The organism is Actinoallomurus iriomotensis (genome assembly GCF_030269445.1).
Taxonomy (GTDB): Bacteria; Actinomycetota; Actinomycetes; order Streptosporangiales; family Streptosporangiaceae; genus Actinoallomurus; species Actinoallomurus iriomotensis.
This window is the reverse complement of record NZ_BSTJ01000001.1, coordinates 1,624,603-1,643,552: the sequence shown is the minus strand read 5'-3', so window position 1 is coordinate 1,643,552 and position 18,950 is coordinate 1,624,603. Positions and strand designations below refer to the sequence as shown.

Below are 18,950 nucleotides of genomic sequence, written 5' to 3'. Positions count from 1 at the left end.
TTCCTAGTCGGCGGACGCGCCCGGGGCCGGGGGGTCGTCCCAGCGGACCGGGTCGTCGTCCTCGTTCTTGCGGCCGAGCAGTGACGTGCGGCCGCGGAACGGGTTGTCCTCGGCGACGCTCGCGCGCAGCTCCCGCAGGTTGGCCGGCAGGCCGCGCGGAACGGCGATCAGCACCACGAGCAGCGCGCCGACGAACAGCCACGGCACGTTCGACGTCAGCGTCGTGACCAGGGTGAGCAGCATGCTGACCAGGAACGAGCGCGCTCCGAACGAGCCGATGGCCGCGCCGGCCAGGGAGACGAAGAAGAAGATCAGCGGCGGGCTGACCACGAGGACCAGCAGGTCCGTACGGCGGGTCGTCACCACCGCCAGCAGGCAGCCGAGTACGAACAGGAACCCCTGCGCCCCGTGCAGGCCGAACAGCCCGCCGAAGACCGCGCCGAGGAGGGTCGAGGCGAGCACGACGACGATGCCGCCCCGGCCGGTCAGCGTGACGGCCGGGCCGGAGGGCGGGCGCCGCCGGCGTTTCCCTCCCGGGGGAGGAGATGCCACCTTCGGGCCTCCGCGCGTGTCCGTTGCCACCAGCCGTCCCAGAGTCGAGCGCCTCTGACCGTACGGTAACCCGCTTCGGCGGGTCACGTCCCGCGACACGACGTTACCGGCATCAGGGAAGCAGCCGAATCTGGCGGTTCTCGTCCGCGTCATCGGCGAGTTCCGCGGCGGACAGGGAACGGGCCGGCTCGCCGACCTGGCCGGGCGGGTCGAGCTCGTCGTCGGTCACGCCGAGCTCGTTCAGCCGCCGCGCGGTGACCAGGACCCGGCTCTCCAGCGACCCCACCGTGCGGTTGTAGGCGACGACCGCGTTCGTCAGCGACTTGCCGAGCTGGTCGACGTGGCGGCCCAGCGTGCCGAGCCGCTCGTACAGCTCCCGGCCGAGCTCGAACACCGCGCGGGCGTTCTCCGACAGGGCCTCCTGCTGCCACGCGTAGTGCGCCGTCCGCAGCATCGTGACCAGCGTCGTCGGGGTGGCGATGTGCACCCGGCGGCGCATCGCGTACTCCAGCAGCCCGGGGTCGCGGTCCAGCGCCGGCGCCAGGAACGCCTCACCCGGCACGAACAGCACCACGAACTCCGGCGCGGGGCTGAAGGAGCGCCAGTACGACTTGGCCGCCAGCCGGTCGACGTGGTCGCGGAGGTGCCGGGCGTGCGCGTCGAGCCGCGCCTTCCAGACGACGGACTCATCGGCGTCCGCCGCCTCCAGGTACGCCGCGAGGGACACCTTGGAGTCGACGACGATGTTCTTGCCGCCCGCGAGGCGTACGACCATGTCGGGGCGGACCCCGCTGTCGGCCGTGGCCTGCTCGTCGAAGTCGCAGTGGCGCGTCATGCCGGAGATCTCCACCACGCGGCGCAGCTGGAGCTCGCCCCACCGGCCGCGCGCCTCGGGCCGCTGCAGCGCCCGTACGAGGGTCTGGGTCTCCCGGCGGAGCTGGTCGGAGCTCTGCCGGACGAACTCCACCTGCTTGGCCAGCATCGCGTGCGACTCGCGGCGGCCGGTCTCCACCTCGCGCAGCTGCGCCTCGACCCGGCCGAGCGTGTCCTTCAGCGGCGCGATGCGCTTGTCGAGCTCGCCGGCGGCCTCGGCGTTCGCGGTGGCCAGGCGGGTGCCGGCCAGCTCCAGGAATCGCTGGTTGCTGGCGTCCAGGGCCTGCGCCGACAGCGCCTGGAAGCGTTCGGTGAGGCGCTCCTCGACGTAGGCGACCTTCTCCTCGGCGGCCTTGGCCCGTGCGCTGATCGCCGCCGTACGGCTCCGGGCCCACGCCACCCCCGCGACGGCACCGACGATGAGACCGACGACCAGACCGAGGAGAACGTCCATCTCCGCATCGTGACAAAGCGGCCGGGCAAAGTCGGCCCGACGCGCGGGTGAGGCGCCACTGCGGGCGGAACTCTCACTCACGGACCAAGAGCTCGTCCGCTACGCTCCGGGCGTCTGATGAGCAAGGGGACATTCGTGCAACCACCGTACGGTCCGGGGCCCTACCAGGGGCCGCCGCATCCGGGCCCTCCGTACCCCGGTCCGGCGGGGCGCCCTCCCGGCCCGCCCATGCCCGGTGCTCCGCCGCGGAAATCGCGAGGGGCCGCGCCGGCGATCCTCCTGATCGCCGGGTTCCTGGTCGTGGTGGTGCTCGGCGTCGTGCTGATCGTCGTGAACCACAGCAGGTCGCAGGGCCGGTTCAAGCACGCCCCGGAAGGGTGCTGGCTGCTCGGCCAGGCGCAGATCCAGGTGTACGTGCCGGGCGCCGGCCCGAAACCGAGCCTGGAGGGGGCCTCGTGCACGTGGGAGGCGAGCGGCACCAACACCACCGGGCGGGTGCACGTGTACGTGGAGACCTTCGACCGGTCCACCGTCAAGGACGCCGAGGACCAGTACGGCGTCAGACGGCGACAGGCCGACGCGCCCGGTGTCACGATCGTTCCGCTGTCGAACGGCGATGAGAGCTTCATGGCATGCAACGCTTCCAAGGGTTCGGCAGGAAGCTGTGAGTCCTATACGCGCCTGAGCAACCAGGTGTTCAGGGTGGAGTTCGAGAGCTTCGAGGAGCGGAACGTGCGGGACCCGGCACTGGTGGTGCGGACGCTCACCGCGCAAGCCACCCGGCACCTTGACCAGGCGGGCGGGTAGCGCTCCGCCGGATGACGGTCCGGGCGCGACAGGGCCGTAGACTCGCCGTCCGTGAGCCTGTCCATCGGAGCGGACAACGCACCGACGACGAGACCGACGACCAGAACATCCATGAACGCGTCGTGACAAAGCCGGCCCGGCTTGTCGGCACGACGCGCGGGCCGCATGTGGACGCGATCATCGTCCCCGGCGACAGGGGCTTCCGTTACGCTCCCGTGCACCGATGACATTGGGGGTGTTCGTGGGAACTCCGGCCTCTCTGCCCGGACTCCGTCCGCCGCCCCCGCCTCCCGCCGGGCGGCGAGACCGGGCGCCCGTGGTGATCCTGGCCGTCCTCATCCCGGCGCTCGTGGCAGGGCTCGTCTGGGCGATGTACACGGGCGCGTCCCCGGAGGGCGGCCTCGCGACGCCATCGGCGTGCTCGCTGCTCGACCAGGACCAGGTCGGCGCGTACCTGCCCGGCGCGGTGGCCGACGGCGGCGGATACCAGTGCTCCTGGACCGAACCGGGCCGTGCCGGGGAGCGGCTCACCGCCGGCGTCGAGGCCCTGCCCGGCGACCCGCCGAGCGTCGAGGACGCCGAGGACGAGTACGACCTCCGGCGGCGGCAGGCGGACGCACCCGGCACCGCGATCACCCCGCTGAAGATCGGCGACGAGACGTTCATGGCGTGTGCCGCGCCTCCGGACGGCGGGCCCGGGAGCTGCACGGCGTACACGCGGGTGCGGAACGTGGTGTTCAGCCTGACGTTCGAGAGCCTCGCGGTGACCGGCGCGCGCGATCCGGCCTCCTCGGTACGCGCCCTCGACGCGGAGGCGGCCTTGCGGCTGGGCGGCTCCGGCGGGTGACCGGCGCGTGCGCCGGGGGCCGTAGACTCGCCGTCCGTGAGCTTGTCCATCGGAATCGTCGGGCTGCCCAACGTCGGCAAGTCGACGCTCTTCAACGCCCTGACCAAGAACACCGCTCTCGCGGCGAACTACCCCTTCGCCACGATCGAGCCGAACGTCGGTGTGGTCGGGTTGCCCGACCCGCGTCTCGACGAGCTGTCGCGGCTGTACGACTCCGCGAAGATCGTGCACGCGACCGTGCAGTTCGTCGACATCGCGGGCATCGTGAAGGGTGCCTCGGAGGGCCAGGGGCTGGGCAACCAGTTCCTCGCCAACATCCGGGAAACCGACGCGATCTGCCAGGTCATCCGCGTCTTCGACGACCCGGACGTCACGCACGTCGACGGTGACGTCGCGCCGCTGCGCGACATCGAGACGATCAACACCGAGCTGATCCTCGCCGACCTCCAGACTCTGGAGAAGGCCCTGCCGCGCCTGGAGAAGGAGGCGCGGACCACCAAGGACAAGGAGAAGCTCGCGGTCGTGGACGCGGCCCAGACGGCGCAGAAGGTGCTGAACGAGGGCACCACGCTGTACGCCTCGGGGCTCGACCTGGCCGTCCTGCGCGAGCTGCACCTCCTCACCGCCAAGCCGTTCCTGTACGTGTTCAACGTCGACGAGGACGAGCTGGGCGACGAGGACCTGCGCGCGCGGCTGCAGGGGCTCGTCGCCCCGGCCGAGGCGATCTTCCTCGACGCCAAGATCGAGTCGGAGTTGATCGAGCTGCCGGACGACGAGGCGCTGGAGCTCCTGCAGTCGACCGGCCAGCAGGAACCGGGGCTGGCGCAGCTCGTACGGGTCGGGTTCGACACGCTCGGGCTGCAGACGTTCCTGACCGCGGGCCCGAAGGAGGCGCGGGCCTGGACGATCCGCAAGGGCGCCACCGCGCCGGAGGCCGCCGGCGTCATCCACACCGACTTCCGCACCGGGTTCATCAAGGCCGAGATCGTGTCCTACGACGATCTCATCGCGGAACGCTCCGTGGCGGCCGCCCGCGCCGCCGGGAAGGCCCGGATGGAGGGCAAAGAGTACGTCATGCAGGATGGCGACGTCGTGGAGTTCCGCTTCAACGTGTAGGAAGCGAGACAAACCTCGCCTTCCGGTAATACTGCCCGTCACAAGGAGTTATCCACAACCGCGTGCCGGGGCTGTGCATCTCCGCTCGACACTGGAACAATTGACCGCCGTGGTTAAGGTGGTAAATCGAACACCAGTAGATGGATAAGACGCGCGCCGATCCGGCTGGGGCGGCGCGAGCGGAGGGACGATGGCTCGCAGGTCGTCCGGCGTTGTAGACGCCGGCACGCCCGGTTACCCGCCGGGCGGATTCCCGCCCGCCGACCCCTGGGATCAGTCAGACGACAAGGGGCGGCGGGGCAAGGCCCGTCGTGGGTCCGGCGGCGGTGGTGGTGACCGCGGCGGCTGGGGAGGCTCCGGCGGACGGTGGTGGATCTACGCCGGCCGTGTCATCCTCTGGGCCTTTATCATCGTGGTGCTGGTCAACGGCATCAGGGCACCGTTCGAGCGCTTCACGGCTCAGCCGTCGACGCCGTCCGCGCCCTCGTCGAATAAACCGGCGTTCCCGCAGGAGGCGGCCTCTTCCTATGCGCTGTCCTTCGCCGACGTCTACCTGAATTACGACCCGGCGACGGCGGCGGACCGGCAACGGCAGCTCGCACAATTCATCGCCCCCGGCGTGGACCCGCAGCTGGGCTGGAACAACACCGGAAAGTCGGTGCTGCGGTCGGCGCATGTGTCCTCGGTCGAGGCGCAGGACGTCAACCGGGCGATCGTGACGCTGCTCGTGCAGGCCAACGGAAAAATCTTCCAGCTCGCCGTCCCGGTGTACGCGAAGGACGGCGCGTTGGCGATATCCGGGCGGCCCGCGACGCTTCCGGCGCCGCCGAGGGCGGCGTTGCCGCCGACCAATCAAGATCGCGATACCGCGCTCGAATCCGAGTTGCAGGAGCCCCTCACGGGCTTCTTCAAGGCGTACGCGAGCGGTGACACCGCTTCGCTGCAGCGTTACTCCGACCCGCCGGTGACGGGACTCGGCAACGTGTTCACGTTCAGCGCACTGCAGGAGATCGACGCGCCGCGAGGCGACGCCAACGCGCGGACGGTCAACGCGACCGTGATCTGGCAGGTCGCTCCTGGTCAGCCCAAGACCACGGGTGGGTCGCTCGAGCAGACCTATCAGCTCACGATGGTGAAAAAAGACGGCAATTGGTACGTAACGGACATTCGAGGTTCTACCCTTCCGGCCGCGTCATGACGGACCGGCCGGTCCCATCCGGAAGCTACGATTCACTCCCCGACCGAGGAAGGCTAGGTCGATGATTCAGCATATGTTGGCGATGCTCCCGCATCATGAGATCGCGGAGAACGCCAATGGCCTGAACACCGATGATCTCGCGAAATGGCTTCGCGCGGTCTTCGGCCCGCTGTTCCTGGTCATCGTCTCGATCGTCGCGATCTTCTTTCTTTTCACGCGAGAGATCACGCGGTTCGTTCAGTTCATCATTCTGGCCATCGGCATTGGAGTGATCTTCTACGTACCGAATATCATCGAGACGACGGCCAAAGCGATCGCCAAGGCACTTGGAGTAACCATTACCTGATAACCGCAGGTGCCGTGTAGGTCTGAATATGGTCGGTTCCAGTTAGGGGAGTGGGGCCCGCGTGGATCTGCCCACGTACACCAATATCTGGCGCATCGAAAAGCGGCTCTACAAGCTTTATGATCTCAGGCTGCCGATGCCGCTGCCGTTGGTGCAGATCGGTGTCTTCTTCGGCATCTTCGTGCCGTGGATCGTCCTGCTCCAACTGCTTCAGGTGCCGTTCCACACGCCCTGGCACGTGGTGTACATCGTGCCGCCCGGTGTCCTGACGTACCTGGCGACGCGGCCGGTCATCGAGGGCAAGCGGCTGACCGAGTTGATGATCTCCCAGATCCGCTACCTCACCGAGGCCAAGACCTGGGCACGGATGACACCGATCCGCGAGCCGGACGAGGTCGCCATCGTCGGACGGGTCTGGCTGCGGCACCGTGGAGTGTCCGGCCGGGTCCACGCCGGCCGGCAGGGCGGCCCGGCCGCTCAGCCGGCCGCGGACGCCTCGGCCTCGGCCGAGCGGAGCGCGCCGCCGCTGCACGACGCCGTTCCGGGCGTTCCCGCGGCCGCCGCGACGCGCGCCGACGCGCCGTCCGGGCGTGCCGCGGCTCCGGCGCGGACCCAGCGCCCGACCCTGCGGCCGACACCGCGAGAGGGCACCGCCACGGTCTCGCCGGCCGCGCCGGGGCGTAAACCCCGTCGTTCCGGCGAGCCGTGGAGCCGGCCCGGGGCCGGCGATCCCTGGGCGACGCGCGTGGACGATCCGAACGCGACGCGCACCGACATTCCCCGCATGCCGGCGGGCGGCGATCCGAACGCCACGCGGGTCGACTCCGACGATCCGCGGGTGACCCGCCCGGAGAAGGTCCGGCGCGATCCGGCGGCGCCGCAGCGTGTACCCGGCTATCCCGCGCCTGCGGGCCGTCCGGCCGACGACGCGTCCCCGGAGTCCGGCGAGCGCGACGACCACCGTGAGCGGCCCGCGGCGAATGCCGAGGGCGCGCCGCACGGCACGGGGCGGAGGCGTAGCGCCTCCCACGAGCCGGAGCGCCCCGCCGCGGCCACCGGCCCTCGGCCCACGGCTCCCGCGCCTTCTCCCTCCTCTCCGTCTTCTCCGGCCGCCCCGTCGCGGCCCGCCCCGTTCGGCACGCGCGGCGTGCCTCCGGCCCTGGGCCGTCCCGGCACGCCTCCGGCCACCGGCCGGCCCGGCGAGTCCGCGGAGCCGGGACGCACGCCCGCGGCGCGGCCCGGCGCTCCGGCGCGACCGGGCGTGCCTTCGGCACCGGAGCGGACCGGCACACCCGCCGGGCAGAAGGAGCCCGGCTCCTCCGCGGCGCGCCCGGACGAGGCGGCGACCCCGCCGCGCTCCGGCGAGCCGACACCGTCTTCTTCCGGCGAGCAGGCTCCGCCGCGCCCCGGCGAGCCGGGCGCCTCTTCCAGGGAGCAGGCTCCGCCGCGTTCGGGTGAGCCGGGCGCGTCGCCGCGTGCGCTTCCTCCGTCGTCGGATGAGCCGGCCGCGAAGAGCGGACGGCACGCCGGTCCCGAGCGGCCCGAGTCCGGCTCCGATGAGGAGCCGCGTTCCGGTGAGGGCACCGCGGACACCGGCGACGCCGAGCGCGCCGACGACAACAGGCCGCCCGCACAGGTGATCCGGCTCGTGCCGGGTGGCCGGCACGCCCGGTCCGGCCGTGACCAGGCCGGAAACGAGCACCCGGCGGCGTCGCGCGCGCCGGAGAAGGACCGCGACGAACCGGCGGACACCTCCGAGGCCGGCACCGCCACGCCGACGGCCTCCGACGATGAGATCGCCGAGGCCCGCACCGACGAGATGGTCTGGCCCGCGCGCGGTCCGCGCGGGCGCGCGGACGCCGAAGACCCGCACGAGTCCACCGGACCGCGGACACCCGCCCAGGGTCCTCCGCCGGGGCCGTTCGCCCGGCCCGGCGGCCAGACCCGTGGCCGGTCGCACGGCGAGGAGCCGGCGCCGCAGCGCGAAGGACGGCCCGCGGCGAGCGCGAGCGCGTCTCCTCAGCCGCCCACGCCCACGCGCGAGCCGGCGCCGAGGCCGGCCGACAAGCCGGCCCAGCCGCCACGGGGTCCGGCGACGCCGGCCCAGCGGCCGGTGCCACCACGGCCCGCCGTTCCGCCGAAGGCGCCAGCGGCCGGTCTGAAGCCGCCGGCGCAGGTCCCGCTGCCGCCGTCGGCCGCCCCGCCGCAGCGCGGTGGTCCGGCACGCCCCGGCGCCCCGGCACGCCCGAAGGCGCCGTCGGCACGCGCCCCGCAGGCCTGGACGGAGCAGACCGCGCCGCCCGAGTCGCCGGCGCGCGGCGTCCGCTCCGGCCCGGCCTCACCCGTGCGCCCCGGGCCGATGCCGTCACCCGCGCCCGAACACGAGGGCCGCGACGACGAGGGCCGTGGGATCCGCCGGATCTTCTCCGGCGGCGGCCAGGGCGACGGCGACTACGAGCAGCGGGTGCGCACCGCGTTCGAGGGCGCGCGCCGGGTCGTCGTCCTGGGCTGCACCGGCGGCGCCGGGCAGACGGTGACCGGGCTGATGCTCGGCCACACCTTCGCCCAGCACCGCGGCGACCGCATCGTGGCGGTCGACGTCAACCCCGGCCCCGGGGCCATGGCACGGCGCACCCGCAGCGAGACCCGCGAGACGCTCACGTCACTGATCACACACGCCGAGCAGGTCACCGGCTACCAGATGATGCGCCGCTACACCTCCGTGGCCAAGTCCGGGCTGGAGGTGGTCGCGGCGGGCAAGAATCCGGTCCAGGCCCTCGACGACCGCGACTACGCGCTCGCGATGCGCACGCTCGACCGCTTCTACTCGATCACGCTGCTCGACGCCGCGGCCGCGGTCGTGGCCCGGGTGCTGCCGTACGCCGACCAGATCGTGCTGGTCGCCCCGGCCAGCTCCGACGCGCCGCGGGCGGTGGCGATGACGTTCGAGTGGCTCGACGGGCACGGCTATGAGGACCTGCGTTCGAAGGCCGTCACGGTGATCAACGGAGTGAGCCGCCGCAGCATGGACGACGTCGAACAGGCCGAGTCGGTCGCGCGGGGTCGCTGCCGGGCGCTCGTGCGCATCCCCTGGGACGACCATCTCAGCCTCGACCGGGCACCGCGCAACGAACTGCGCGCACTGCGCGCGTCCACCCGGAAGGCCTACATCGCGCTCGGCGGCGTCGTCGCCGGCGGCCTCGTCCAGACGCCCGACCGCTACCCACGGCAGGAGGTCTCGCGATGAGCCCGTCCGCAGGCGGCGCGCGCAGAGCGCGGCCGGAGCACGAGAACGTCCGCGGAGTGAGTGAGGAGCGGGGAGCCACCGAATGAGTAGGACGTCCAAGGTCCGCAGCAGGCTGGCCGTGCGGTATTTCGACGACCGGATCCTGCTCACCGACAACGCGGCGTGGGCGTACTTCCGGCTGCCGACGGTGTCGTACGAGTTCACCACGGCGGAGGAGCGCGAGGCGCTCGCCACCAACATCACCATCGCGATGGCCGGCATCCGTATGCAGGACGCCGAGATCCACCTGCGGATCGCCCACCGCACCTACCCCGCGGCCGAGTGGGCGCTGGCGCTCGACCAGACCTCCGACAGCGGTCCGGGCTGGCGCGACTACCTCGAGGAGATGTACGCGCACGTCTGGTCGAAGGACTTCTGGACCAAGGAGGTCTACCTCGGCGTGCGGCTCGGCCCCCGCGGGGTCGGCGCGCAGCTGTCCGGGGGAGCCTTCCGCCAGCTGTTCGGCTTCTACAAGCGCAGCGAAGAGGCGCTCGGCCTGCAGGACGACGCGATCTCGGCCAAGGAGATCGGGCGCTGGACCGAGCAGGCCGAGCGGATCGGCCGGGCGCTCAGCGGCAGCGCGCTGTACGCGCGGCACGCGTCCTCGACCGAGGTCGCGTGGCTGTTCCAGCATGCCGCCAGCGGATCGCTCACGGACCCGCCGCCGTCGGCCACGCCACGCCGCACCTGGGGCGCCGGCGAGATCGAGACCCTGGTCGAGGGGGCGATCATCAACGGCCGGTCGAACCTGCGGATGGAGCAGCCGGTCGGCTCGTCGTACGCCGCCTACCTGTCCTTCGCCCGGTTCCCGGACCTGATGCCGTTCCCGGACGGCGAGCCGTGGCTGCACTTCGCCGACGCCCTGCCGTTCCCGGTCGAGGTGTCGGCGCGGATGAAGCTCGTCCCGCCGGCGAAGGCCTCCAAGGACGTGTCGCGCAAGCTGGCGCACGCCCGCGACATGGACCAGCACATCCGTGAGGCCGGCGCCGAGGCGCCCATCGCCCTGGCCGAGCAGATCGACGCCGCCCGCATGCTCGAACACGGCATCACCAAGGAGCGGCTGCCGTTCGTGTACGGCTGGCACCGGCTGATCGTTTCGGCGCCGACCGAAGAGCTGCTCCAGCAGCGTGTCGACGCCGTGGTCGAGCACTACCGCGACCTGGGCATCGACATCGTGTGCTCGACCGGCGACCAGTTCTCCCTGTTCTGCGAGTCGTTGCCGGGCGACCGGATCCGGGTCAACGCCTACGCACAGCGGCAGCCGCTGCGCACGATCGCCGGTGGCATGCCCACCGCGACGGTCGACCTGGGCGACCGGCTCGACGAGAACGCCGGCGGATGGGTCGGCCCGTACATCGGCGAGACCCTCGGCCGCGCGCGCTCGGTGGTGCACTTCGACCCGCTCGTGGCCGCCGCCCGCAACCGGCCCACCGCGGTCGCGATCACCGGCGAGCCCGGCGGCGGAAAGACGACGCTGGCGCTGCTGCTGATCTACCAGATGGCGCTGCGCGGGGTCACGGTCGCCGCGATCGACCCCAAGGGCGACGCCGAGTCCCTGGTCGAGCTGTTGCGCCGGCGCGGCCGCCGCGCCCGTGTGCTGCCGCTCGGCTCGGCCGCGCCGGGTCTGCTCGATCCGTTCAGCTTCGGCGACGACCTCGCCGCCAAGAAGACCATGGCGACCGAGACGCTCCGGCTGCTGCTGCCGCGGATGTCGGAGGAACGCGAGTCGGCGATGATCCAGGCCGTGGGCGCGGTGGCCAACCAGCCGCAGCCCTCGCTCGGCAAGGTCGTCGACTATCTCGACGCCTCCGACGACCCGGCGTCGAAGAACCTCGGCGCCGTGCTGCGTTCGATGTCGGAGATGCGGCTCGCCCGGCTGTGCTTCGACCCGTCCGGCGGCGAGCGCATCGACACGGCCGGATGGACCACGGTGTTCACCCTCGGCGGCCTTACCCTGCCCGACGTCGCCATCAACCGCGACGACTACTCCTACGAACAGCGGCTGTCGGTCGCGCTGATGTATCTCGTGTCGCAGTTCGCGCGGCGGCTGATGCACGGCCTCGACCGGCACCTGCCGAAGGCCATCTTCCTCGACGAGGCATGGGCGATCACCCAGACGCCGGAGGGCGCCAAGCTGATCCCCGAAGTGTCACGTATGGGGCGATCCCGGAACACCGCCTTGATTCTGGTCTCACAGAACGCCGGGGACCTCTTGAATGAACAGGTGACGAACTGCCTGTCGTCCGTCTATTCGTTCCGTTCCACGGAGCGCAACGAGGTCGGCAACGTGATGGCCCTGCTCGGCGTGGAGAACTCCGACGAACACCGGGCGGTCCTTCGCAACCTCGGCAACGGCGAGTGCATCTTCCGCGACCTGGACGGCCGCGCGGGCCGCATCGGGGTCGACCTCGTCTCCGAAGAACTGCTCCGCTGGCTCGACACCAACCCCACGCGCGCCAAGCCCGGCGAGGCCGCGGCCCCGAACGGCCGCGGCGACGACGGACCGCCCCCCGGCCCGCACACCGCTCCGCACGACCCGGCGACCGAAGCCACCCAGGAGGTCCCGCGATGAGGGTGCCCCCCACCCGCCGCCGGCGAAAGGCGGCGGGGCCCGCAAAACCCCGACGGAAGCGCAGGTCGCTTCTCATCCTGTGTCTGATGGCCGTGTTCGTGCTCAGCCCGGTCGGCATCGCGAGCGCGGATCCTCCCATCAACACCAATCCGAACGACGCTTGCTCGCCGGCCGACCACCCGTCTCCGGAGGAGTACGGGTCCGGCATCGACGGCATGGTCAGGCCTCCCGACTACCCGAGTCAGCAGCTGCAGAAGTCGCCGCCCGAGCGGCTGACCTACTACGACCGCTACGGCACCCAGGGCCAGTTCTGGCACCCCGTCGACATGGGCTGCTCGGACGCCATGGCGATGGTGGGCAACTCCGTCTCCAATGTGGTCTTCACGCTGGCGAAGGCCTTCGACCGGACGACCATCACCATCTACGAGGCGGCGGCCTCGGAGTCGCTGCTCGGCTGGTTGAAGAAGACCGTCGACGGCGTCATCAAGGGCATGGGCAACACCTTCGGCGCCAAGTACTGGTCGTGGGTGGTCATCCTCGGCGCGTTGTGGCTGGCCTGGTGGGGACTGATCCGGCGACGAGCGAGCCGGGTCGCGGAGGGCACCATCTGGATGGTCATGGCGATGGTCGCCCTCGTCTGGCTGATCGGCAGACCCAGTGACTTCACGACGCTCGGCACGAAAGTGTCCAACGGCGCGACGGCGGCCTTCAACGCCGCGCTGCCGCAGAGCAACGCCGACGCCTCGGCCTGTGTCCCCGGCGGTCCCACGGCACAGCAGGCGGTGCAGAACGACGCGGTCACGCGAAACGCCAACGGGCTGTGGACCACGCTGGTCTGCAAGCCGTGGCTGATGGGCGAGTTCGGCACCGACGACGCGAAGAGCAAGATCGTGCAGGACAACGCCGCGAGACTGCTGTCGGCGCAGGCGGTCGACGTGACCGAGGTCTACTCGGGCAAGAAACCGGACGTCGACCAAAAGGCGGACGACTACAAGGCCGTCACCAAGAACATCAAGGACAACTATCCCGGCGTCTATCCACTCTTCCAAGGGAAGAACTGGACGTCGCGCCTGGCAGTCTCCTTCGGCGCGTTGCTCGCCGCGCTCGTCGCCGGCCTGCTCGTCCTGATCATCGCGGTCATGCTGATGGTCCTGAAGATATCGTTCCTGCTCCTACTGGTGGCGGGGCCGATCTTCCTCGGGATCGGCATCCATCCGGGGATCGGGCGGGTCATCGCCACCCGGTGGTTCGAGCTGCTGCTGTCGACGCTGCTGAAACAGGCGGCGCTGATCGGCGTGCTCGCCCTCCTGCTGTGGTGTTACGGCCTCGTCATGGCGGAGAGCCTGCCCTGGGGCCTGCAGATCCTGCTCATCTCCCTGGTGACGCTCGCGGCGTTCATCTACCGCAAACCGTTCCAGCATCTCTTCGCCGCCGTCGGTTACTCCGCCGTCGGCTCCCGCAAGAGCGAAGAGCATCTCGAGCAGGCGGTGCGGGAGACGCGCAAGCGGACCACCGCGGTCGCCACCGCGGCGGTGCCGGGGACCGCCGGCTACCGGTTCGGGCGCTGGGCGGCGAAGCGGGAGACCGGAGCCACGACGACGGCGCCGAGCCTCGTCATGATCGACGACGCCCGCGACGGCGATCGCGAGCAGGCCGGCGGCGGGGCCCCGGCCGGATCCGAGCGGCGTGGCCGTGCGTCCCAGCTCGCGGCCAAGGCCGCCGGCGCGCCGCGCGGAAGCGCGCCGCCGCTCAACCTGTCGCCGCGGGCGCAGCCCTCCGGCGGGAGGGCGAACGGCGGAGCGGTCCGCGCGCCCCGGTCCGGCGCGTCCGGAGGCTCGACGCGGCCGCCGGCCGCTGGCTCGCCTCCGCGCGAAGACCGGCCGTCCGCGCCCAGCGGTGGCGGCAGCCGGCCGCCCGCGTCGGCCATCGGGCCCAGCTGGGGTGCCAGTGGCCGCGGCGCCGGTGGTGGCCAGGGATCCGGCGGCGCGTCGCCCCGGCGCCAGGACGGCGGCAACGGAGGTCGCGGCTGGTTCGGCGGCGGCAGCGAGAAGGAAGGCGCGGGCGCGGGCTCGGGCGGCGGTCGCGGCTGGTTCGGCGGCTCCGGCGGTCGCAATGCGGCACGGCCCGGTTCCGACCGGCCGAGTGGGCCGGCCAAGGGCGGATCAGACGGCAAACGGGAGCCGGCGTCCGGCGCCGGCAGGCGGGACACCGACGGCGCGGAGGGCGGTGCCCGGCAGGCACCACCGCTGTGGTCCGGCAAGTCCCGCGAGGAGGCGCCGGCCATGCCGTTCTGGCTGCGCCCGGTGAAACGCGACGACGGCGAAGAGTGAGTTACGGATGGATCTGACGGACCGTCAGCGCAAATGGCTGTTCGGTGGACTCGTCGTCGTGCTGGCGGCGGTCGGGGTGTTCCTCACGATCGGCAGTGGCGGAGGGCACCACGGCGCACGTGCGGAGCACGTGAGCACGCCCACGCCGAGTACGCCGCCGTCCACGGACAGTGCCCCGCCGGTGAGCGGGCCGACGCCCTCGCCTGGCACGTACGACATCTTCTCGATGCTGCCGTTCTCCCAGAAGGACTTCACCACGGCGGCGGACGTGGCACGCCGCTTCACCGCCGCGTACGGCACCTACCGGTTCGACGAGGACCCGCAGGCGTACATCAACCGGATGCGCAACCTGGTCACCTCCGACGTGCTGAACCAGCTGCAGCAGGGGGCCGCGGCGCCCGGGGTCATCGCCCAGCGGAAGCAGGACCAGGAGAGCTCCACATGTGACGCCTCGCTGGACTCGATCCGGGACATGTCCAAGGACCAGCTCATCTTTCTCGCGACCGGAAAACAGCACATCACCAAGGGAGGAAAGACAAGCGACTCCAGCCAGCAGTACGCCGTCACGATGACGCGTTCGGGCGGCGGCTGGGTGGTCTACGCGTTCGCACCGGCAGACGTAGGTGATAAGTGAGAGGCAGGAAATGAAGCTTCGCCGGCGCCTGGGGAGGATCGGCAGCGGCTTCGGGGGACGCAGGAACAGCCGTCGCTTTGTCTCGCTTCATCGTTTCGCCCGTTCGGACCGTGGTGCGGTCCGGCTACCGATCATCATCATCGCGGGCACGGCCGCGATGTTCCTGATGAGCCTCGTGGCGATCCCGCTCTTCTTCGGCGCCAACCAGCTGTACCAGGGGGCCGCCGGCGGAGGGGACTGTACCGACACCTCCGGAGCCGCCGCGCAGCCCCAGCAGTCCGGAGACGCCAACAGCATCCCGTCGAACTACCTCGCGCTGTACAAGAAGGCCGGCCAGCAGTACGGGATCCCGTGGAACGTCCTCGCCGGCGTCGGATGGGTGGAGACCCACCACGGGACTCTCAAGGCCCCTGGCGTGCTCAGCGGAGAGAACTTCGCACACGCGGGCGGACCGATGCAGTTCATCCCCGGCACCTGGAAGATCTTCGGCGTCGACGGCAACAACGACGGGAAGAAGGACCGCTACGATCCCGCGGACGCCATCCCCGCCGCCGCGCGCCTCCTCAAGCACAGCGGCGCGCCCACCCACATGCGCTCGGCGATCTTCGCGTACAACCATTTGGTGTCGTACGTGAACAACGTGCTGTCCGCGGCGCACCGGTACGCGGGCGGGACCTTCGACGTGGTGCAGGCGAACGGCCCGACCTGCGCCGACATGAACGGCGCGCCGGTCGCTCCCAACGCCGTCAGCGCGCAGGTGATCAACTTCGCCAAGGCGCAGCTCGGCAAGCCCTACGTCTACGGCGCCGTCGGCCCGAACTCCTTCGACTGCTCCGGCCTGACGAGCGCGGCGTACCACAGCGCCGGCGTCACCATCCCCCGGCTGTCGGACGCCCAGTACTGGTGGGGCGCCGAGGTGCCCAAGGGACAGGAGCAGCCGGGCGACCTGGTCTACTTCGAGTATCTGCACGGCCACAGCGGACCCGGCCACGTCGGGATCGTCTACAACCCGAAGAAGGGCATCATGATCGTCGCCCCGCACACGGGCGACGTGGTGAAGTTCCAGAACTACAAGACCTATCCCGGCGGCCCGGTCGGGTTCACCCGGCCGACCGCGCACAACGGGCACAACGGACCGACGAAGCGTCTGTGACGGCGGAGCCGCGGATGAGAACGGGGGGCGCGGCATGCGCGGGCTTGTCGTAGGAGCGGCGATCATCGCCGGCGAGCGGCTTCTGGCGGCGCAGCGCGCGGCGCCTCCGGAACTCGCGGGCGGCTGGGAGTTCCCCGGAGGGAAGGTCGAACCCGGGGAGACGGACGAACAGGCTCTCGTCCGTGAGTGCCGGGAAGAACTCGGCGTCGAAGTGAGCATCGGACGGCGGGTCGGTGACGTCTGGCCGCTCCAGAATGGTTACGTCATGCACGTCTGGACCGCCACGATCACCGAAGGTGAGCCGAAGGCGCTCGAGCACTCCGACCTGCGCTGGCTGCACGAGGCCGAGCTGTTCGACGTGCCGTGGCTGCCGGCCGATCTGCCAGTGGTCGAGGCGGTGCGCGCTCACCTCAAGGAGTACTCATGATCGTTGCCTTCTCCGTGACCCCGCTTGGCGTCGGCGAGTCGGTGGGGGAGTACGTCGCCGACGCCGTGCGCGTCGTACGGGAGAGCGGGCTGCCCAACCGGACCGACGCGATGTTCACCAGCATCGAGGGCGAGTGGGACGAGGTGATGGATGTGGTCCGCCGGGCGGTCGATGTGGTCGCCGCCCGGGCGCCGCGGGTCAGCCTCGTGCTCAAGGCCGACGTGCGTGAGGGAGTGTCGGAGGGCCTGACCTCCAAGGTTGAGACGCTCGAGCGGCATCTCGGCACCGGTTCATGAAGGAGAGGGCGACGGGTCGGCCGCCGAAGCCTTGATCAGCGCGAGCACCTCCGGTCGCACGAGATCGGAGATCCGGTCGTACGGAACGGTGATCACGGTCTCAGCGCATGCCCAGAAATAACCCAGCAGCGGAGGCATGACGTCGAACTGAAGACCCGTCCCTGTCGGCATCAGATCGAGTACACGGGTCTCCTTGTCGTCATTGTCGAGGGTGCGGGGGCTCAGCGTGTCCTGGCCGGACCTCTCGCTGCCCGCACAGAGTCCCCGGCCAGGAGCGGCGTAGGCGATGCGCCGTTCGAGGTCGGCCAGGCCGGATCGGGTGACGGCCTCGGGCCGGAGGATGTCCGATGCCCTGAGCCGCCGGCCGGTGGTGAGGTCGACCGTGACGGCGCGCGTGGTGGCCAGATCCAACGGAGTGAGCGGTGCGTTGTGGGCCTTGAAGACGTAGCGTGCCGCCACCAGCCGTGGGCCGCGCAACCCGAGCTCGATGCCTGTCGCGATCGCCGGGTTCTTCGCCCCGATGCCCCCGGCATCCGCGACACGGGCCACGCGGTAGCGTCGCAGTTGTTCGTCGAGTGGCGCTCGCAGCTGCCGGTTCACGCGTTGTGCTACAGCCGGGTCGCGCAGGCCGTCGATACGCACGTACCTCCCCGCGACCGTGAGGGCCGGGTGCGTGTACCGCTCGGTCAACGAGGCGAACGCGATGGTGGGGCCCTTCGGCGCAGCCGACCGGGGCGGTCTGTCGTCTTCGCGGCCGCCGCCGTGGTTCGCGATGACGAAGACGGCCACCGCTCCGACGACGATCGCTCCGACGGCGGCCGCGCCGGCCTTGGCTCCCGCGTGGCCGAGCACGGTCTTCCCGGCCCCGTTGCCGGTCGCGCCCGGGCCGCCATTCGTACCACCGGTGGCACCTCCGCCCGTGCCGCCTGTTCCTCCACCGCCTGTTCCTCCACCGCCTGTTCCTCCACCACCTGTTCCTCCACCACCTGGTCCGCCCACGCCGCCACCTGCAGCCTCGCCTCCACCGCCCGATCCGGTGCCCAGCGCGATCGCCAGAGGAGAGAGCGCGGCCAGCGCGGCGGTGATCTCGGCCAGGCGGCGCCGGCCAGTCCGCTCCCAGCCGCGTCCATAGGCCTCGGCCGCGATCCGCTCCAGCTCGCTGACGAAGTCGAGTGCCGACGCCGGCCGGGCGGACGGGTTCTTCGCCATGCCGCGCAGGATGAGTGGGCGTATCGGCTCGGGGACGTCCTCAAACGGGATCGGCGCGGTCAGATGGAGGTGTCTGAGGGCGTCCTGGTCGGCGCTTTCGTACGGCGGGCGGCCGCTGATGCACTCGAAGAAGACGCACGTCGCGGCGTACACGTCGGTGGAAGGTGCGGCATGGCCACCGGCCCACTGCTCGGGGGCCATGTACTTCGGTGTTCCGGCCGATACGTCGGCCTGGCCGGAGCGGACCGCGATCCCGAAGTCGGCGATCTTGCTCTGTCCGTCGTTCTGAACCAGCACGTTCCCGGGCTTGTAGTCGCGGTGCACGATCCCTGCGGAGTGGGCGGCGCCGAGGCCGACCAGCGAGCCCTTCAGCACGGCGAGGGCGGCCTCGGGGTCGGCCGGGCCGTGTGCGTCCAATACCGCGCGAAGGGACGCGCCGGAGACCGCCTCCATCACAATCGCCGCGGAACCCTCTGCCTCGGCGTACTCGTACAGCCGGGTGACATGCGGGCTGTGCAGAGTGGCCAGAATCCGCGCCTCCTGGCGGAACCGGGCCAGGAACCGGTCGCCGCCGAGACGTTCTACGGAAAGATATTTGATCGCCACGAGGGCGCCGGACCCGTCGTGGCGCGCCAGTACCACCCGGCCGAAGGAACCCGTGCCCAACTCGCGCAGTTCCGTGTAGCCCGGAACTCTCCAGTCGGTCACACCTGCTCCTCGATGCTTTGGCGGCGCCGGACATAGGTGCGCGGGACGCCCCGGTGAATGCTCCGGCCAGGATCGGGGCGCCCCGCACAATCGTTCGACGCGGAGGGCATCGGATCGGTTGCCGTCGAATGCCGATACTTCC

15 protein-coding genes are annotated in these 18,950 nt (G+C 71.0%); 12 read left to right on the top strand and 3 right to left on the bottom strand.

Features of this window, described 5'->3' with window-relative positions:
• Positions 1 to 3 precede the first annotated feature (3 nt).
• Together QSK37_RS07810 and QSK37_RS07805 are read right to left on the bottom strand one after the other, a co-directional pair.
• Positions 4 to 552 (bottom strand): DUF6542 domain-containing protein, encoded by a 549-nt coding sequence (locus QSK37_RS07810; RefSeq protein ID WP_285618555.1) that lies wholly within the window; start codon positions 550 to 552, stop codon positions 4 to 6.
• Between the two features lie 112 nt (positions 553 to 664).
• Entirely contained in the window at positions 665 to 1,879 is a 1,215-nt protein-coding gene (locus QSK37_RS07805) for a DNA recombination protein RmuC (RefSeq protein WP_285618553.1), read from the bottom strand.
• Between the two features lie 228 nt (positions 1,880 to 2,107).
• On the opposite strand from QSK37_RS07805, the gene QSK37_RS07800 reads away from it, so the two are divergent.
• The 12 genes from QSK37_RS07800 (at position 2,108) to QSK37_RS07745 (ending at position 16,891) form a co-directional block, all read left to right on the top strand.
• Complete coding sequence (locus QSK37_RS07800; protein WP_285618551.1) at positions 2,108 to 2,686, top strand: hypothetical protein; 579 nt, start codon at positions 2,108 to 2,110, stop codon at positions 2,684 to 2,686.
• Between the two features lie 316 nt (positions 2,687 to 3,002).
• Entirely contained in the window at positions 3,003 to 3,533 is a 531-nt protein-coding gene (locus QSK37_RS07795; RefSeq protein WP_285618549.1) for a hypothetical protein, read from the top strand.
• 36 nt (positions 3,534 to 3,569) lie between these two features.
• A complete protein-coding gene (gene ychF, locus QSK37_RS07790) occupies positions 3,570 to 4,649 on the top strand; it encodes a redox-regulated ATPase YchF (protein WP_285618547.1) in 1,080 nt (359 codons plus the stop codon).
• 190 nt (positions 4,650 to 4,839) lie between these two features.
• On the top strand, positions 4,840 to 5,847 hold the full coding sequence (locus QSK37_RS07785; protein WP_285618546.1) for a conjugal transfer protein: 1,008 nt from the start codon (positions 4,840 to 4,842) through the stop codon (positions 5,845 to 5,847).
• A gap of 73 nt (positions 5,848 to 5,920) precedes the next feature.
• Positions 5,921 to 6,193, top strand: a complete 273-nt coding sequence (locus QSK37_RS07780) for a hypothetical protein (protein ID WP_432705532.1) — start codon at positions 5,921 to 5,923, stop codon at positions 6,191 to 6,193.
• A gap of 61 nt (positions 6,194 to 6,254) precedes the next feature.
• Positions 6,255 to 9,440 (top strand): TcpE family conjugal transfer membrane protein, encoded by a 3,186-nt coding sequence (locus tag QSK37_RS07775; protein ID WP_285618544.1) that lies wholly within the window; start codon positions 6,255 to 6,257, stop codon positions 9,438 to 9,440.
• An 82-nt stretch (positions 9,441 to 9,522) separates the two neighbouring features.
• Positions 9,523 to 12,051, top strand: coding sequence for an ATP-binding protein (locus QSK37_RS07770; protein WP_285618542.1), 2,529 nt, complete (start codon positions 9,523 to 9,525; stop codon positions 12,049 to 12,051).
• A gap of 86 nt (positions 12,052 to 12,137) precedes the next feature.
• Complete coding sequence (locus QSK37_RS07765; protein WP_285618541.1) at positions 12,138 to 14,381, top strand: type IV secretion system protein; 2,244 nt, start codon at positions 12,138 to 12,140, stop codon at positions 14,379 to 14,381.
• A gap of 7 nt (positions 14,382 to 14,388) precedes the next feature.
• Entirely contained in the window at positions 14,389 to 15,015 is a 627-nt protein-coding gene (locus tag QSK37_RS07760; protein ID WP_285618540.1) for a hypothetical protein, read from the top strand.
• A gap of 166 nt (positions 15,016 to 15,181) precedes the next feature.
• Positions 15,182 to 16,168 (top strand): C40 family peptidase, encoded by a 987-nt coding sequence (locus QSK37_RS07755; RefSeq protein ID WP_285618539.1) that lies wholly within the window; start codon positions 15,182 to 15,184, stop codon positions 16,166 to 16,168.
• Between the two features lie 34 nt (positions 16,169 to 16,202).
• Positions 16,203 to 16,595 (top strand): (deoxy)nucleoside triphosphate pyrophosphohydrolase, encoded by a 393-nt coding sequence (locus tag QSK37_RS07750; RefSeq protein ID WP_285618538.1) that lies wholly within the window; start codon positions 16,203 to 16,205, stop codon positions 16,593 to 16,595.
• Positions 16,592 to 16,891 carry an MTH1187 family thiamine-binding protein gene (locus QSK37_RS07745; protein WP_285618537.1) on the top strand — a complete coding sequence of 100 codons (300 nt, stop codon included), beginning with the start codon at positions 16,592 to 16,594 and terminating at the stop codon, positions 16,889 to 16,891. Before QSK37_RS07750 ends, QSK37_RS07745 begins: the two co-directional genes overlap by 4 nt.
• Here the strand turns inward: QSK37_RS07745 and QSK37_RS07740 are convergent.
• Positions 16,886 to 18,808, bottom strand: a complete 1,923-nt coding sequence (locus tag QSK37_RS07740) for a serine/threonine-protein kinase (RefSeq protein ID WP_285618536.1) — start codon at positions 18,806 to 18,808, stop codon at positions 16,886 to 16,888. The two genes, QSK37_RS07745 and QSK37_RS07740, sit on opposite strands and share 6 nt — an antisense overlap.
• Positions 18,809 to 18,950: the final 142 nt, after the last annotated feature.

What these genes read in the sequence shown, in the direction of transcription:
- QSK37_RS07765 (WP_285618541.1), top strand. Translation starts at nt 12,138, where the DNA reads ATGGCCGTGTTCGTGCTCAGCCCGGTCGGCATCGCGAGCGCGGATCCT.
- QSK37_RS07805 (WP_285618553.1), bottom strand. Translation starts at nt 1,879, where the DNA reads ATGGACGTTCTCCTCGGTCTGGTCGTCGGTCTCATCGTCGGTGCCGTC.
- QSK37_RS07745 (WP_285618537.1), top strand. Translation starts at nt 16,592, where the DNA reads ATGATCGTTGCCTTCTCCGTGACCCCGCTTGGCGTCGGCGAGTCGGTG.
- QSK37_RS07785 (WP_285618546.1), top strand. Translation starts at nt 4,840, where the DNA reads ATGGCTCGCAGGTCGTCCGGCGTTGTAGACGCCGGCACGCCCGGTTAC.
- QSK37_RS07750 (WP_285618538.1), top strand. Translation starts at nt 16,203, where the DNA reads ATGCGCGGGCTTGTCGTAGGAGCGGCGATCATCGCCGGCGAGCGGCTT.
- QSK37_RS07755 (WP_285618539.1), top strand. Translation starts at nt 15,182, where the DNA reads ATGAGCCTCGTGGCGATCCCGCTCTTCTTCGGCGCCAACCAGCTGTAC.
- QSK37_RS07760 (WP_285618540.1), top strand. Translation starts at nt 14,389, where the DNA reads ATGGATCTGACGGACCGTCAGCGCAAATGGCTGTTCGGTGGACTCGTC.
- QSK37_RS07780 (WP_432705532.1), top strand. Translation starts at nt 5,921, where the DNA reads ATGTTGGCGATGCTCCCGCATCATGAGATCGCGGAGAACGCCAATGGC.
- QSK37_RS07770 (WP_285618542.1), top strand. Translation starts at nt 9,523, where the DNA reads ATGAGTAGGACGTCCAAGGTCCGCAGCAGGCTGGCCGTGCGGTATTTC.
- QSK37_RS07800 (WP_285618551.1), top strand. Translation starts at nt 2,108, where the DNA reads ATGCCCGGTGCTCCGCCGCGGAAATCGCGAGGGGCCGCGCCGGCGATC.